Here is a 15120-nt window from a genome sequence, read left to right on the forward strand (position 1 = left end):
CAGATCAAGGGCGGCGAGCATGTGCATCACGCCGTCGTAACGGTTGTAGGTCGCCCGCAGCCGGCGCGGTGAACCCTGCGGTCGCCATGCCTTGCCCTTGCGGGGCATCAGGTTCAGCGGGCCGAACTCGTCCACGCACACCACGCGGCCGTCAGACGGCGGAGTGTCGTAGAGCGCCAGGACCCGGTGCATCTTGGCGATGAAATCCGGGTCGTTCGAGGCCTTCCACGTCGTGGTGCACTGCCACGAGACCTTGCCCTCGCGCAGTATCCGGCGCAGCGTCTCACGGCTGACCGCCGGCACGACCGCCTGTTTGACCAGGTGCTCGGCCAGTTTCGTCAGGCTCCAGGTGGAAAACGCGGTGATCTTCCAGTCGGCGGGGGATGTACGGGCGATCAGGCAGATGTGCTCGCGCACCTCGTCACTGATCGCCCGGGGGCGTCCCCCGCTCCATTTTGGGTCCAGCGCGTCAAACCCCCACTCGTCGAACGCATGGATGACATCGCGCACGTAGTCCTCGCTGACCTGCATCAACAAGGTGATGTCACGGACTGACTGACCCTGAGCGGACATCATCACGACGATTGCCCGTCGCAGCTTCACCGGGTCCTTCGCGCTCCGGCTGATCCGCTGCAGCCGTCGACCCTCGTCCATGCTCACCGGCCGGACGAACACTCCCGGACGACGCCCCACGACCACCTCCAAGATCAGACCTGGAGCCAGCTTGTCCGCCGAGGGCCAATCGATCAATTACCCGGTCGACCATCCGAGCCGAGCCACTAGCTCACCAGCCCCAACTCCCTCGCGATCAGCATGCGCTGCACCTCACTCGTACCCTCGCCGATCTCCAGGATCTTGGCGTCCCGCCACATCCGGGCCACCGGGTACTCGTTCATGAAGCCGTACCCGCCATGAATCTGGGTGGCCTCGCGTGCGTTGGTCACCGCGATCTCCGACGAATACAGCTTCGCCAGCGCGGCCTCTTTCTTGAACGGCTCCCCGTGCACCAGCCGCGAGGCCGCATCCCGCCATGCCAGCCGCGCGGTGTGCGCCCGCATCTCCATGTCCGCGATCTTGAACTGGATCGCCTGGTTCGCCCCGATCGGCCGGCCGAACGCCTCCCGGGTCCGGGCGTACGTCAGCGACTCGTCCACACAGCCCTGCGCCAGCCCGGTCGCCAGCGCCGAGATCGCGATCCGCCCCTCGTCCAGGATGCGCAGGAACTGCGCGTACCCCCGGCCCTGCTCGCCGAGGAGGTTGGCGGCCGGCACCCGGCAGTCGGCGAAGGACAGTTCCCGGGTGTCCGACGCGTTCCACCCGACCTTGCTGTACTTCTTCGACACCGTGAAGCCGGGCGTCCCGGACGGCACGATGATCGACGAGATACGGGGGCGGCCGTCCTCGGTCCGTCCGGTCACCGCGGTCACCGTGACCAGGCCGGTGATGTCGGTACCCGAGTTGGTGATGAAGCACTTGGTGCCGTTGATCACCCACTCACCGGTCGTCTCGTCCAGCCGCGCGGTGGTCCGGGTCCCACCCGCGTCCGAGCCGCACTCCGGCTCCGTCAGCCCGAACGCGCCCAGCATCTCGCCCGAGCACAGCTTCGGCAGCCAGGTCCGCTTCTGCTCCTCCGTACCGAACCGGAACACCGGCATCGCTCCCAGCGACACCCCTGCCTCCAGGGTGATCGCCACCGAGGAGTCCACCCGGGCCAACTCCTCCAGCACCAGGCACAGTGCGAAGTAGTCACCGCCCATCCCGCCGTACTCCTCCGGGAACGGCAGCCCGAACAGGCCCATCCGCCCCATCTCCCGTACGATCTCGTACGGGAACTCCTCGTGCTCGTAGAACTCGCCGATCTTCGGGGCGATCACATCTTGGGCGAACTCCGCGACGGTCGTGCGCAGTTCCTCGTGTTCGTCGGACAGACGATGGTCGATCGACATGGCTACTGCTCCTGGTGGGTCAGGGCGCGGACGGTACGGGACGGGCTGGGCCGTCCCAGGTGCTCCGCCATCCACACGCTTGTGGCGGTGAGGCGGGCGAGGTCGACCCCGGTCCGGATGCCGAGCCCGTGCAGCATCCAGACGAGGTCTTCGGTGGCGAGATTTCCGGTGGCGCTCTTGGCGTACGGGCAGCCACCGAGGCCTCCGGCGGAGGCGTCCACGACGGTGACCCCGCACTGCAGGGCGGCCAAGGTGTTGGCCAGAGCCTGGCCGTAGGTGTCATGAAAGTGCACGGCCAGCTTCTCCACGGGGATTCCGCCGCCGGTGGGGGAGGGGACCGAGGCCCGGGCGGAGGTGCCGCCCGCGCCGCTGGTTGAGGTGCCGCCCGGCTCGCTGGTCGGGTCGGCGTCCGGGCCGGCATACGAGCCGCTGACCGCGCTGCCGCGCCTGCCCCTGGTCAACTCGTTCAGCAGCGCGATGACATGCCCGGGTGTTGCCACTCCGACGGTGTCCCCGAGGCTCAGTTCGGTACAGCCCAGCGCATACAGCCGCCGGGCCACTCGCGCGACCTGGGCGACCGGCACCGGGCCCTCCCATGGGTCGCCGAAACACATCGACAGATAGCCGCGCACCCGCATCCCGGCCGCCCTCGCCCGGCCGACCACCGGCTCGAACATCGCCAGCGACTCATCCACCGTCCGGTTCAGGTTCGCCCGGGCGAAGGACTCTGTCGCGCTGCCGAACACAGCGATCTCCCGCACCCCGAACTCCAGCGCCCGCTCCAGACCGCGCTCATTGGGCACCAGCACCGGCAGCCGCACTGCGGGGTCCACTTCGGCGAGATCCGCGAGCAGTGGCATCAACTCGCCCGCGTCCGCCAGTTGGGGCACCCACTTGGGGTGCACGAAGCTGGTCGCCTCAATCGTGCTCAGCCCCGCCTCGGCCAGCCGGTGCACGAACTCGGCCTTCACCCCGGTCGGCAGCGTCACCTGCTCGTTCTGCAACCCGTCCCGCGCCCCGACCTCATGAATCCGGACAGCCTCGGGCAACCCCGGCAACGGCGCCTCCATCGGCAGCCCGGTGGGTGGGCCACCCGCGGACGCCGCCCCACCGGTGCGTGTGCCTGCTTCGTAAGGGCCCCCGACGGCCCGGCCACCCGTGCGCCCGTTCACGTCCCTCATGACGCCTCCCCCGGCCGCACCAGCGCACGCTCGCCCGCGCCCACCGCCCCGTCCCCGGACCGGACGCCCACGGCGCCGTTTCCGGCAGGCCCCGCCGCACCGCCTCCGGCGGGAGCGGCCGAACGGACCCCGGCACCCCCCACCGAACTCCCGCCGGCTCCCCTCCGCGAGCCACCTCCCGCGGTGCTATCTTCCGAGTAGTCCTTCGCGGCCACGCCCACCGAACCGTCTCCTGCGGGCGCAGCCGGTGTCACCACCGCGAGCACTTGGTCCATCGCCACCGCCGCGCCCGCGGCGACGTCGATTTCCGAGACCGTCCCGTCGTGCGGGGCGGTGGTGACGTGTTCCATCTTCATGGCCTCCACCACCAGCAGGCTCTGCCCGGCCACCACCTCATCGCCCTTGGCGACCTTCACTACGGTGACCGTGCCGGGCATCGGCGCGGTCAACGCGCCGCCGCCCGCGCCCGCTGCTGCGCCGCGCAGGGCCGCCGCCACCGGGTCGTAGGGCCGCACCCGCCAACTGTCGCCGTCGCGTCCCAGCCACTCGCCTGCGTGACGGAAGGCGAACACCGTGCCCTCGCTGTGCAGCAGCACCCGCTCCCCGTCCACGGCGAGCCGTGCCTCCATTGCCGGGGCATCCCCGATCCGCACGTGTCCGCCCCGCACCCGCACGGTCACCGGGTCGCGTCCAGGCACCCGCAGGTGGTGCACCGTCCAGGCCGGTTCCCCGCCGAGCCGCCATCCGCTGGGCACCGAGAAGGGGTCGGTCCAGCCGCCCTCGACCGGTCGCGGTGCCAGCGCCCGCTGCCTGAGCAGCGCCGCTGTCGCGTACACCTCGTCCGGAACCCCGGACGGCACGAGACCGGCCGCTTCCCGGTCGATCAGCCCGGTGTCCAGCTCGCCCGCCACCACCGCCGGATGGCCCAGCAGCCGCCGCAGGAACCCGGTGTTGGTGTCCATGCCCAGCACCACCGTGTCCGCGAGGGCGGCCCGCAACCGGCGCAGGGCCGTCGCCCGGTCCGGGCCGTGTGCGATCACTTTGGCCAGCAGCGGGTCATAGGCGGTGCCCACCTCCGTACCCGGCGCCAGCCCCGAATCGACCCGCACCCCGGGCCCCTCCGGTTCGCGCAGCTCCAGCACGGAGCCGGACGAGGGCAGGAAGTCCACCCGGCCCTCCCCGGCGTGTGCCGTCTCCGCGCAGATCCGCGCCTCGACGGCGTGACCGGTGAGGACGATGTCCTCCTGGGCGAAGGCCAGCCGCTCCCCGCAGGCCACCCGGATCTGCCAGGCCACCAGATCGAGACCGGTGACCAGTTCCGTCACCGGATGCTCCACCTGGAGCCGGGTGTTCATCTCCATGAAGTAGTAGGAGGCGGGGTCGGCGCCCGGGACGATGAACTCCACGGTCCCCGCACCGGCGTATCCGCAGGCGCGCGCGGCTTGCACCGCGGCCTCGCCCATCGCCGTCCGGGTCGCCGGGTCCAGCAGGACCGACGGCGCCTCCTCGATCACCTTCTGATGCCGCCGCTGCAGCGAGCACTCGCGCTCGCCCAGGTGCACCACCCCGCCGTGACCGTCGGCCAGCACCTGGATCTCGATGTGCCGGGGCCGGTCGATCCACCGCTCCACCAGCAGGGTGTCGTCGCCGAACGAGCCCCGCGCCTCCCGCCGGGCCGCCGCGATCTCCTCAGCCAGCAGCGCGGAGTCCCGGACCAGCCGCATGCCCTTGCCTCCGCCGCCCGCAGACGGTTTCAGCAGCACCGGCAGGCCGATCTCCAGCGCCGCCTCGGCCAGTTCGGCGTCGGAGAGTCCGCTCCCGCTGCTGCCGGGCACTACCGGTACACCCGCGGACCGTACCGTCCTTTTGGCGCGGATCTTGTCGCCCATCAGCTCGATCGCCTCGGCGGGCGGTCCGATGAAGACCAGTCCGGCCTCGGCGCAGGCCCGGGCGAATCCGGCGTTCTCCGCCAGGAAGCCGTAGCCGGGGTGTACGGCCTGGGCGCCGGCCACCCGGGCGGCCCGCACCTGCTCGGCGACCGAGAGGTAACCGGTCACCCGCACCGCTGTGTCGGCCTCCCTGACGTGCCGGGCGTCGGCGTCCGCGTCGGTGAAGACGGCCGCCGACCGTACGCCCAGCTCGCGCAGGGTGCGCAGGACGCGGACCGCGATCTCGCCGCGGTTGGCGACCAGAACGGTCTCGAACATGCTGCTCGGTGTCGTTACGGTCATCACGGCCCTCACATCCGGAAGACGCCGTAGCCCGGCGCGGTCGGATCGGCTTCGGGCAGCGGGGCGTTGGCACAGGCGGTCAGCGCCAGACCCAGCACCGTGCGGGTCTCCAGCGGGTCGATCACCCCGTCGTCCCACAGCCAGGCGGTGGCGTAGTAGGCGTTGCCCTGCGTCTCGTACTGCTCGCGGACCGGCGCCTTGAACGCTTCCTCCGCCTTCTCGCTCCACTTCTCCCCGGCCGCGGCGAGCTGATCCCGCTTGACGGTGGCCAGCACCGAGGCGGCCTGCTCGCCGCCCATCACCGAGATCTTGGCGTTGGGCCACATCCACAGGAATCGGGGGCTGTAGGCCCGGCCGCACATTGAGTAGTTCCCGGCGCCGTAGGAACCGCCTATCACCACGGTGAGTTTGGGCACCCTCGCGCACGCCACCGCGGTGACCATCTTCGCGCCGTGCTTGGCGATGCCGCCCGCCTCGTACTGACGGCCCACCATGAAGCCCGAGATGTTCTGCAGGAAGAGCAGCGGGATGCCGCGCTGGTCGCACAGCTCGATGAAGTGCGCGCCCTTGAGCGCGGATTCGCCGAACAGGATGCCGTTGTTCGCCACGATGCCGACAGGGTGGCCCTGCACATGGGCGAAGCCGGTGACCAGGGTCGTGCCGTACTCCGCCTTGAACTCCGCGAAGCGGCTGCCGTCTACCAGCCGCGCGATCACCTCGCGCACGTCGTAGGGGGTACGGGAGTCGACCGGCACCGCGCCGTACAGCCCCGCCGGGTCCACGGCGGGCGGCTCCGCGGGGCGTACCGCCCAGGGCGGCTCGCCCTTGCCGCGCAGGGTGGAGACGATGTCGCGGACGATACTGAGCGCGTGGGCGTCGTCCTCGGCGAGGTGGTCGGTGACGCCGGAGGTCCTGGAGTGCACCTCACCACCGCCCAACTCCTCCGCGGTGACGACCTCGCCGGTGGCGGCCTTCACCAGCGGCGGGCCGCCGAGGAAGATCGTGCCCTGGTTCCGTACGATCACCGCCTCGTCGCTCATCGCCGGGACGTAGGCACCGCCTGCCGTGCAGGAGCCCATCACCGCGGCGATCTGCGGGATGCCGCGGGCGGACATGGTGGCCTGGTTGTAGAAGATGCGGCCGAAGTGGTCGCGGTCGGGGAAGACCTCGTCCTGCCGGGGCAGGAAGGCGCCGCCGGAGTCCACCAGGTAGACGCACGGCAGCCGGTTGTCGAGGGCGACCTCCTGGGCCCGCAGATGCTTCTTCACCGTGATCGGGTAGTAGGTGCCGCCCTTGACCGTGGCGTCGTTGGCGACCACGACCACCTCGCGCCCGGCGACCCGCCCGATCCCGGCGATCACGCCCGCAGCGGGGGCCTGCCCGTCGTACATCCCGTCGGCGGCCAGCGGAGCCAGTTCCAGGAAGGGCGAGCCGGGGTCGAGAAGCCCGTCCACCCGGTCCCTGGGCAGCAGCTTGCCCCGCGCGGTGTGCCGCACGCGAGCCTTCTCGCCGCCGCCGAGACGTGCGGCGGCCAACTTGTCGCGCAGCGTCGCGCTGAGGGCGGCGTGTGCCTCCGTGTTGGCGCGGAACGCTTCCGACGCCGGATCGGCGGCGCTGGACAGGGCGGGAGCGGTCATGGTTCGGCCCTCGGAATGTTAGCGAGCGTTAACCTGGTGACTCCACGTTAACGCTCGCTAACCGGATTGTCTAGACTCCATTCCATGAACCCGACGAAGGCTGTGGAAAACCGCCGCGAGCAGATCCTCAGGGAAGCCGCGCGGCTCTTCGCCGAGCGTGGATTCCACGGCGTCGGCGTGGACGAGATAGGCGCCGCGGTCGGCATCAGCGGCCCTGGCCTGTACCGGCACTTCGCGGGCAAGGACGCCATGCTCGCCGAACTGCTGGTGGGGATCAGCGGTCGGCTGCTGGCCGCGGGGAAGATGCGGGTGGCCGAGACCGCTGACCCCGCGCGGGCGCTGGACGCGCTGATCCGCGGCCACATCGACTTCGCGATCGACGACCGCCCGCTCATCATCCTGCACGACCGCGAGCTGGACCGGCTGCGCGAGTCCGACCGCAAACTGGTCCGCCAGCTCCAGCGGCAGTACGTGGAGGAGTGGGTGGGCGTGGTCCGGCGGGTGTACCCCGAGGCCACCGAACTGGAGGCGCGCGCCGCCGTCCACGCCGTCTTCGGGCTGCTGAACTCCACCCCGCACCTGGGTGGCCAGAGCGGCCTGCCGGACCGGTGCGGCACGGCCACCCTGCTGCACCGCCTCGCACTGGGGGCCCTTGAGGCTCTGGACAGTCGCGCAGACCCACGGGTAACTTACTGAGCGCTTGCTTATTCGTCACGCCCGTCGATGGGAGGCGCTGTGCGTCGTACGGTGTTCAACGAGGACCACGAGGCGTTCCGCGAAACGCTGCGTGCCTTCATCGAGGCCGAGGTCGTCCCCGTCTACGACGAGTGGCTGGCAGCCGGCCAGGTTCCGCGCGACTTCTACTACAAGCTCGGTGAGCTGGGAGTCTTCGGCATCGAAGTGCCCGAGGAGTACGGCGGCGCGGGGGAGAAGAGCTTCAAGTTCCAGGCTGTCCTCAGCGAGGAGTGCGCCCGTGCGGGCGTCAGCTTCGGCGGCAGCACCGTCCACGTCGGCCTCTGCCTGCCCTATGTGATGGCGTACGGCACCGAGGAGCAGAAGAAGCGCTGGCTGCCCGGCTTCGTCAGCGGCGAGACGATGTTCGCCATCGCCATGACAGAACCCGGCACCGGCTCCGACCTGGCCGGCATGAAGACCACCGCCAAGCTCTCCGCCGACGGCACCCACTACGTGCTCAACGGCGCCAAGACCTTCATCACCGGTGGCGTCCACGCCGACCGTGTCATCGTCTGCGCCCGGACCACCCCACAGAGCCCCGAGGACCGCCGGGCCGGCATCTCCATCTTCGTCGTCGACACCAAGTCCGAGGGCTACGCGATCGGACGCAAGCTCGACAAGCTCGGCCTGAAGGCCTCCGACACCGCAGAGCTCTCCTTCTCCGAGGTGAAGGTGCCGGTCGAGGACCTGCTCGGCGAGGAGGGCAGGGGCTTCTCCTATCTGGGCCAGAACCTGCCGCAGGAGCGGCTGGCCATCGCCATGGGTGCCTACGCCCAGGCCGCCGCCGCGATCCGCTTCGCCCAGAACTACGTCCAGGAGCGCACCGTCTTCGGCCAGAGCGTCGCGTCCTTCCAGAACACCAAGTTCGAGCTCGCCGCCTGCAAGGCCGAGGTGGACGCCGCCGAGGCTGTCGTCGACCGCGCCCTTGAGGCCCACGACAGGCGTGAGCTGACCGCCGCCGACGCCGCCTCCGCGAAGCTGTTCTGCACCGAGGTCGCCGCCCGCGTCATCGACCGCTGCCTCCAGTTGCACGGTGGCTACGGCTACATGAACGAGTACCCGATAGCCCGTCTGTACGCCGACAACCGCGTCAACCGTATCTACGGCGGCACCAGCGAGGTCATGAAGTCGATCATCGCCAAGTCGATGGGCCTGTGACCCGCACCCGACGCACCCGCCGGCCGGCCGTCGCGGTTCGACACGGACCTCCGCCCGGCCCGGGCCTTCTCAGGCCTCCTCGTCCGGACCGGCCAGACCTGCCGCGGACAGCAGATACGCGGTCAGCGGTGTGTAGAGGTGCGGCGGTACGTTGTCGTCCAGGGGCACGGTCACCAGGACGCTGCCCTCGGCTTCGGCGACGAACAGGGCGGGGTCGTTGCAGTCCGCGAATCCCACGGTGTCGATTCCGCGACTGCCCGCGTGCCCGGCCCAGCCGTGGTCGGCGATCACCAGGTCGGGCAGCGGCTCGCCGTCCCGCTCCAAGGCGTCCAGGATCTCCCGCATCGGGTCGGGCGAGTGGGTGTGCACCAGGCCGCCGCCCCGGTGCAGCATGAAGACCTCGGCGAGGTGGCGTACTTCGCCGCCGTCCGCGTAAAGGCGCTCGACGGGTTCGACCAGAGTGCAGCCGGCCTCCCGCAGCGCGGCGGCCACCGAGTGGTGCACGGCGAACAGTCCCGCCGGGTGCCCGGTGGCGAACAGCACCCGGGCGCTGTTCTCCGCCGCCTTGTGCAGCACCGCGGCCATCCGGTCGAGAGCGTCGACGGTCAGCTCGGGATCGATGGTGTCCTGCCCGTGCCGGTGCTCGGGGTCCGCGACGACCCCGCAGCGCTCGGCCATCAGCTCCAGTACCGCCGCCGGGTCCTGCCAGCGGTCGCCGAGGTCCAGCCCCAACCAGTAGTAACGGTTGCCCTCGGCAAGCTCTCGGTAGTGGTCGAGGTTGTTCTCGCGGCTGGTGGCGACGTCCCCGGCTATCCGGGTGCGTATCAGATGATCGGTGAGGGCTTGACGGGAAGATGCGGCGGGCGCGGGGTCCATGGACATGCGCTCATTCTCCCGCCTCGCCGTACGGGCGTGCGACGTTCTGCGGATCGACGCCGAGGCGTGATCGGAACCACCGCACAGCAAGAAACGCACATTCCGGCGTCCTACTGGGCGGCGCAGCGTCACGGGGTGCGGACATCCACCCTGCGGCCGAAGGCGCTGGCGTCGGACAGCCGCACCCCCGCTTGTGGTCCGGTTCATGGCACTGGTCCATTACCCCGGACCACGGACACCGTGCCCCGGGCCCAGTCCTCGAGCGCGCCGGGAAGATCAGCACACCAGGAAAGAGGCAGCCAGCATGAGCAGCACCCCTCCGCGCGGCCCCGTCGACTCGTCGCGAACACCCCGCTATGCCGGTCCGGCGACGTTCGCCCGGCTGCCGCGGCTCGACGAGGTCGGCGCCGCGGACGTCGCCGTGGTCGGCGTGCCCTTCGACACCGGGGTCTCCTACCGGCCGGGGGCCCGCTTCGGCGGCAACGCCATCCGCGAGGCGTCCCGGCTGCTGCGCCCGTACAACCCGGCACAGGACGCGTCGCCCTTCGCGCTCGCCCAGGTAGCGGACGCCGGCGACATCGCGGCCAACCCGTTCGACATCAACGAGGCGGTCGAGACGATCGAGGCCGCCGCCGACGACCTGCTCGGCACCGGAGCCCGGCTGATGACGCTCGGCGGCGACCACACCATCGCGCTGCCGCTGCTGCGCGCGGTCGCCCGCAGGCATGGCCCGGTCGCGCTGCTGCACTTCGACGCGCACCTGGACACCTGGGACACATACTTCGGTGCCGCCTACACGCACGGGACGCCGTTCCGCAGGGCCGTCGAGGAGGGCCTCCTCGACACTGCCGCGCTGTCGCACGTCGGCACCCGCGGCCCGCTGTACGGCAAGAAGGACCTGGACGACGACCAGAAGCTGGGCTTCGGCATCGTGACCTCGGCCGATGTCATGCGGCGCGGTGTGGACGAGATCACGGCGCAGCTCAGCGAACGGATCGGTGACCGTCCGCTCTACATTTCCGTCGACATCGACGTCCTCGACCCGGCGCACGCGCCCGGCACCGGCACTCCGGAGGCGGGCGGCCTCACCTCCCGCGAACTGCTGGAGATCCTGCGCGGCCTGGCCGGCCTCCGGCTGGTCTCGGCGGATGTGGTCGAGGTCGCACCTGCGTACGACCAGGCGGAGATCACGTCGATTGCCGCCTCGCACACGGCCTACGAGCTGACGACGATCATGAGCAGGCAGATCGCGGCGGGGCGCTGAGTCGGCCCGGAGCCCTTGGCAGGCACGTACAGGGGCCCGGGTCGCTGATTCACCCGAAGGGATTACGACCAAGGTCGCACTCTTGTGCGACCTTGGTCGTTGATTTGTTGCAGGAGGATGAAAGCCGCAGCCCAGTGCGTTGGCAGCGACGAACGACGATCGGTGGGAGGACCGCGTGACGACGGCGAGACCGGTGACGGCGGCGAAGGACGACCCGGAGCAGGGGTGGCTCCGGCGGCTGACCGCGCACTGCTGGCGGTACAAGCGCAATGTGCTGCTGGCACTCGGCGCGTCACTGGCCGGCATGGCGGTCACCGCGCTGGTCCCGCTGGTGCCCAAGCTGATCATCGACGACGTGATCGTCAAGCACGACAGACCGCTCCTGCCCTGGGCGGTCGCCCTGATCGCCGCCGCGGTGGTGGTCTACGTACTGACGTACATGCGCCGCTACTACGGTGGCCGGCTCGCCCTCGACGTCCAGCATGACCTGCGCGACGAGATGTTCCGCTCGATCATGCGGCTCGACGGCCGCCGCCAGGACGAGTTGAGCACCGGCCAGGTCGTCGGCCGGGCCACCAGCGACCTGCAACTGATCCAGGGACTCCTCTTCATGCTGCCGATGATGATCGGCAACCTGCTGCTTTTCCTGCTCTCGCTCGTCGTCATGCTGACGCTCTCACCGCTGCTCACCCTGATCGCGCTGGCGGTCGCGCCCGCACTGTGGGTCATAGCGGACCGCTCGCGCAAGCGGCTCTTCCCCGCCACCTGGTATGCGCAGGGCCAGGCGGCAGCGGTCGCCGGGATCGTCGACGGCTCGGTGACCGGTGTCCGCGTGGTCAAGGGCTTCGGGCAGGAACACCAGGAGATGGACAAGCTGCAGGCGGTCAGCCACAGACTGTTCGCGGGCCGGCTGCGCACGATCCGGCTCACCGCCCGCTACAACCCCGCGCTCCAGGCCGTGCCGTCCCTCGGCCAGATCGGCATGCTCGCGCTCGGCGGCTGGATGGCCACCCGCGGCCAGATCACCCTCGGCACCTTCGTCGCCTTCTCCACCTACCTGGCCCAGCTCACCGGCCCGGTCCGGATGCTCACCGTGATGCTGACCGTCGGCCAGCAGGCCCGCGCCGGCGTCGAGCGCGTCCTCGAACTCATCGACACCGAGCCGACGCTGGAGGAGGGCACCACGACACTGCCCGCGGACGCCCCCGCCACCGTCGACTTCGACCACGTCACCTTCGGCTACAGCGAGGACCGGCCGGTCCTGGACACCTTCGACCTGAGCGTCGTGCCCGGCGAGACGGTCGCTGTCGTCGGCGCCTCCGGGTCCGGCAAGTCCACGGTCTCCCTACTGCTGCCCAGGCTGTACGACGTCACGGGCGGAGCCGTCCGCATCGGCGGCAGGGACGTACGGGAGCTCACCTTCGACTCCTTGCGGTCCGCGATCGGCATGGTCCCCGAGGACAGCTTCCTGTTCTCCGACACGGTCCGCGCCAACATCGGCTACGGAAAGCCGGATGCCACCGAGGAGGAGATTTTCGCCGCAACCCGCGCCGCCCAGGCGCACGACTTCATCACGGCGCTGCCGGACGGCTACGACACGGTCGTCGGAGAGCAGGGCCTCACGCTCTCCGGCGGACAGCGGCAGCGGGTCGCGCTGGCCCGGGCGATCCTCACCGACCCCCGGCTGCTGCTGCTCGACGATGCCACCTCGGCGGTCGATGCCCGGGTCGAGGCGGAGATATTCGACGCGCTGCGCGGGGTCATGCGCGGCCGTACCACCCTGCTGATCGCCCACCGCCGCTCCACGCTCGCGCTCGCCGACCGGATCGCGGTCCTCGACGCCGGACGGCTCGCGGACATCGGCACGCACGAGGAACTGGAGGAACGCAGTTCTCTGTACCGGGCGCTGCTCACCGACCCGGACGCGCTCGGCGCGGACGTGGTCGAACTGGACCCGGCGGGTGCGGCGGTGCGCGTACCGAGGCGCGCGGACGGGGTTTCCGTGACCGAGGAGGCGGAGGGCCTGCTCGCGGAGGAGGAAGGCGGCGGGCCGCTGCCGCCCGCCGGGGAGAGCACGCTCCACGGCGCCCCCCGGGAACAGGCGGGCGTGACCCCGGAACTGTGGCCCGCGGACCGGCGCACGCAGGACGGTGACGCGCCCGGTGCGGGCTCGGCCCTGACTGCCGCGGCGGCTGCCCCCGGGGGCCACGGCGGGCCTGGCCCCGGCGGGATGGCCGGGGCGCTGGCAGGCATGCCCGCCACTCCCGAACTGCTCGCCAAGGTGGCCGCCCTGCCGCCCGCGCTGGACACCCCGGACGTGGACGAGACGCGGGCTCGGGCTGCCGATCACCAGTTCGGGCTGGGCAGCCTGCTGCGCGGCTTCCGTACACCGCTGCTGCTCAGCCTGGCGCTGGTGGCGGCTGACGCGATCGCCGCGCTGACGCTCCCGGTGCTGATCCGGCACGGCATCGACGCGGGCGTGCGGCAGTCGGCGCTCGGCGCGGTGTGGGTGGCGTCGCTGCTCGGCCTCGCCCTGGTCCTCGCGCAGTGGGCCGCGCAGTGGGGCTCGACCCTGCTCACCGGCCGGACCGGCGAACGCGTCCTCTACACCCTGCGCGTGAAGATCTTCGCCCACCTGCACCGGCTCGGACTCGACTACTACGAGCGCGAGCTCAGTGGCCGCATCATGACCCGGATGACCACGGACGTGGACGCGCTGTCCACGTTCCTGCAGACCGGCCTGGTCACCGCGCTGGTCAGCGTGCTCACTTTCGGCGGCATCCTGGTCGCGCTGCTCGCCATCGACGTCCAGCTCGCCCTGCTGGTGTTCGCCGCCCTGCCTGTCCTGGCGGTCGGCACCTGGATCTTCCGTCGCAAGTCGGTGAAGGCGTACGTGCTCGCCCGCGAGCGGGTCGCGGTCGTCAACGCCGACCTCCAGGAGCACGTGGCGGGCCTGCGCATCGTCCAGGCGTTCCGGGGCGAAGCGCGAGGCGCCGAGCGATTCCTGCGGCGCAGCGACGACTACCGGGCGGCCCGTGTGCGCGGGCAGTTCCTGATCTCGGTCTACTTCCCGTTCGTGCAGTTGCTCTCCAGCGCCGCCGCGGCCCTGGTGCTGATCGTCGGTGCCCACCGGGTGAGCGCGGGGACGCTGACAGCGGGTGCCCTGGTGGCGTATCTGCTCTACATCGACCTTTTCTTCTCGCCCGTGCAGCAGCTCTCGCAGGTTTTCGACGGCTACCAGCAGGCATCGGTGTCGCTCGGCCGGATCCGCGAGCTGCTGCGCGAGCCGACCGCCACACCGGCCGCCGCCGATCCGCGCCCGGTCGCGGCGCTGCGTGGCGAGATCACCTTCCGCGACGTGCACTTCCGCTACAGCGGCACGGAAGGTGACAGCGCCGAGGCGCTGGCCGGTATCGACCTGCGCATACCCGCAGGGCAGACCGTCGCGTTCGTCGGCGAGACCGGCGCGGGCAAGTCCACGCTGGTCAAGATGGTCGCGCGGTTCTACGACCCGACCGGCGGCGCGGTGCTGGTCGACGGAACCGACATCCGTGAACTCGACCTGACCGGCTACCGGCAGCGGCTCGGAGTGGTCCCACAGGAGCCGTACCTGTTCGTGGGCACCGTGCGCGACGCGATCGCGTACGGGCGCGACGGCGCCACCGACGCCGAGGTGGAGGCGGCTGCCCGGGCGGTCGGAGCCGACGCCATGATCGCCACGCTGGACGGCGGCTACCTGCACCGGGTCGCCGAACGCGGCCGCAACCTGTCGGCGGGGCAGCGACAGTTGATAGCGCTGGCCCGCGCCGAACTCGTGGACCCCGCGATCCTGCTGCTGGACGAGGCCACCGCGGCCCTCGACCTGGCGACCGAGGCGCTGGTCAACCAGGCCGCGGACCGGCTCGCCGTCCGCCGTACCACGCTCGTCGTCGCGCACCGGCTGAGCACCGCCGCCCGGGCCGACCGGGTGATCGTGCTGGACCACGGGCGCGTGGTGGAGGACGGTACGCACGAGGCGCTGCTGGCCTGTGACGGCCGGTACGCCGAACTGTGGCGGACGTTCACCGGCGAGATGCGGGCGGCTGCCTGACG

General features: G+C 70.9%; 10 protein-coding genes. 4 read left to right on the forward strand and 6 right to left on the reverse strand.

Going from position 1 to position 15120, the window contains the following annotated elements:
• The 5 genes from VIW71_RS19450 to VIW71_RS19470 all read right to left on the reverse strand — a co-directional run.
• Positions 1–654 (reverse strand): IS630 family transposase (locus tag VIW71_RS19450; protein WP_331623672.1); only part of this gene is annotated, 654 nt, incomplete at its 3' end.
• Between the two features lie 125 nt (positions 655–779).
• Positions 780–1946: an acyl-CoA dehydrogenase family protein gene (locus VIW71_RS19455; protein ID WP_331623630.1), complete on the reverse strand. Its 1167-nt coding sequence runs from the start codon at positions 1944–1946 to the stop codon at positions 780–782.
• Between the two features lie 2 nt (positions 1947–1948).
• Positions 1949–3016 carry a hydroxymethylglutaryl-CoA lyase gene (locus tag VIW71_RS19460; protein ID WP_331623631.1) on the reverse strand — a complete coding sequence of 356 codons (1068 nt, stop codon included), beginning with the start codon at positions 3014–3016 and terminating at the stop codon, positions 1949–1951.
• A 107-nt stretch (positions 3017–3123) separates the two neighbouring features.
• Positions 3124–5334 (reverse strand): biotin carboxylase N-terminal domain-containing protein, encoded by a 2211-nt coding sequence (locus VIW71_RS19465; RefSeq protein ID WP_331623632.1) that lies wholly within the window; start codon positions 5332–5334, stop codon positions 3124–3126.
• 32 nt (positions 5335–5366) lie between these two features.
• Positions 5367–6995: a carboxyl transferase domain-containing protein gene (locus tag VIW71_RS19470; RefSeq protein WP_331623633.1), complete on the reverse strand. Its 1629-nt coding sequence runs from the start codon at positions 6993–6995 to the stop codon at positions 5367–5369.
• Between the two features lie 84 nt (positions 6996–7079).
• Between VIW71_RS19470 and VIW71_RS19475 the strand changes: the two genes are divergently transcribed.
• Positions 7080–7691: a TetR/AcrR family transcriptional regulator gene (locus VIW71_RS19475; protein WP_331623634.1), complete on the forward strand. Its 612-nt coding sequence runs from the start codon at positions 7080–7082 to the stop codon at positions 7689–7691.
• Between the two features lie 39 nt (positions 7692–7730).
• Entirely contained in the window at positions 7731–8888 is a 1158-nt protein-coding gene (locus tag VIW71_RS19480; protein WP_331623635.1) for an acyl-CoA dehydrogenase family protein, read from the forward strand.
• A 69-nt stretch (positions 8889–8957) separates the two neighbouring features.
• On the opposite strand, the gene VIW71_RS19485 is transcribed toward VIW71_RS19480, so the two are convergent.
• Positions 8958–9770 (reverse strand): phosphatase, encoded by an 813-nt coding sequence (locus VIW71_RS19485; protein WP_331623636.1) that lies wholly within the window; start codon positions 9768–9770, stop codon positions 8958–8960.
• Between the two features lie 298 nt (positions 9771–10068).
• Here VIW71_RS19485 and speB point away from each other — a divergent pair, with 298 nt between their 5' ends.
• On the forward strand, positions 10069–11028 hold the full coding sequence (gene speB / locus VIW71_RS19490; RefSeq protein ID WP_331623637.1) for an agmatinase: 960 nt from the start codon (positions 10069–10071) through the stop codon (positions 11026–11028).
• A gap of 175 nt (positions 11029–11203) precedes the next feature.
• Positions 11204–15118: an ABC transporter ATP-binding protein gene (locus VIW71_RS19495; RefSeq protein ID WP_331623638.1), complete on the forward strand. Its 3915-nt coding sequence runs from the start codon at positions 11204–11206 to the stop codon at positions 15116–15118.
• Positions 15119–15120: the final 2 nt, after the last annotated feature.

The organism is Streptomyces sp., assembly GCF_036524955.1.
Lineage (GTDB): Bacteria > Actinomycetota > Actinomycetes > Streptomycetales > Streptomycetaceae > Actinacidiphila.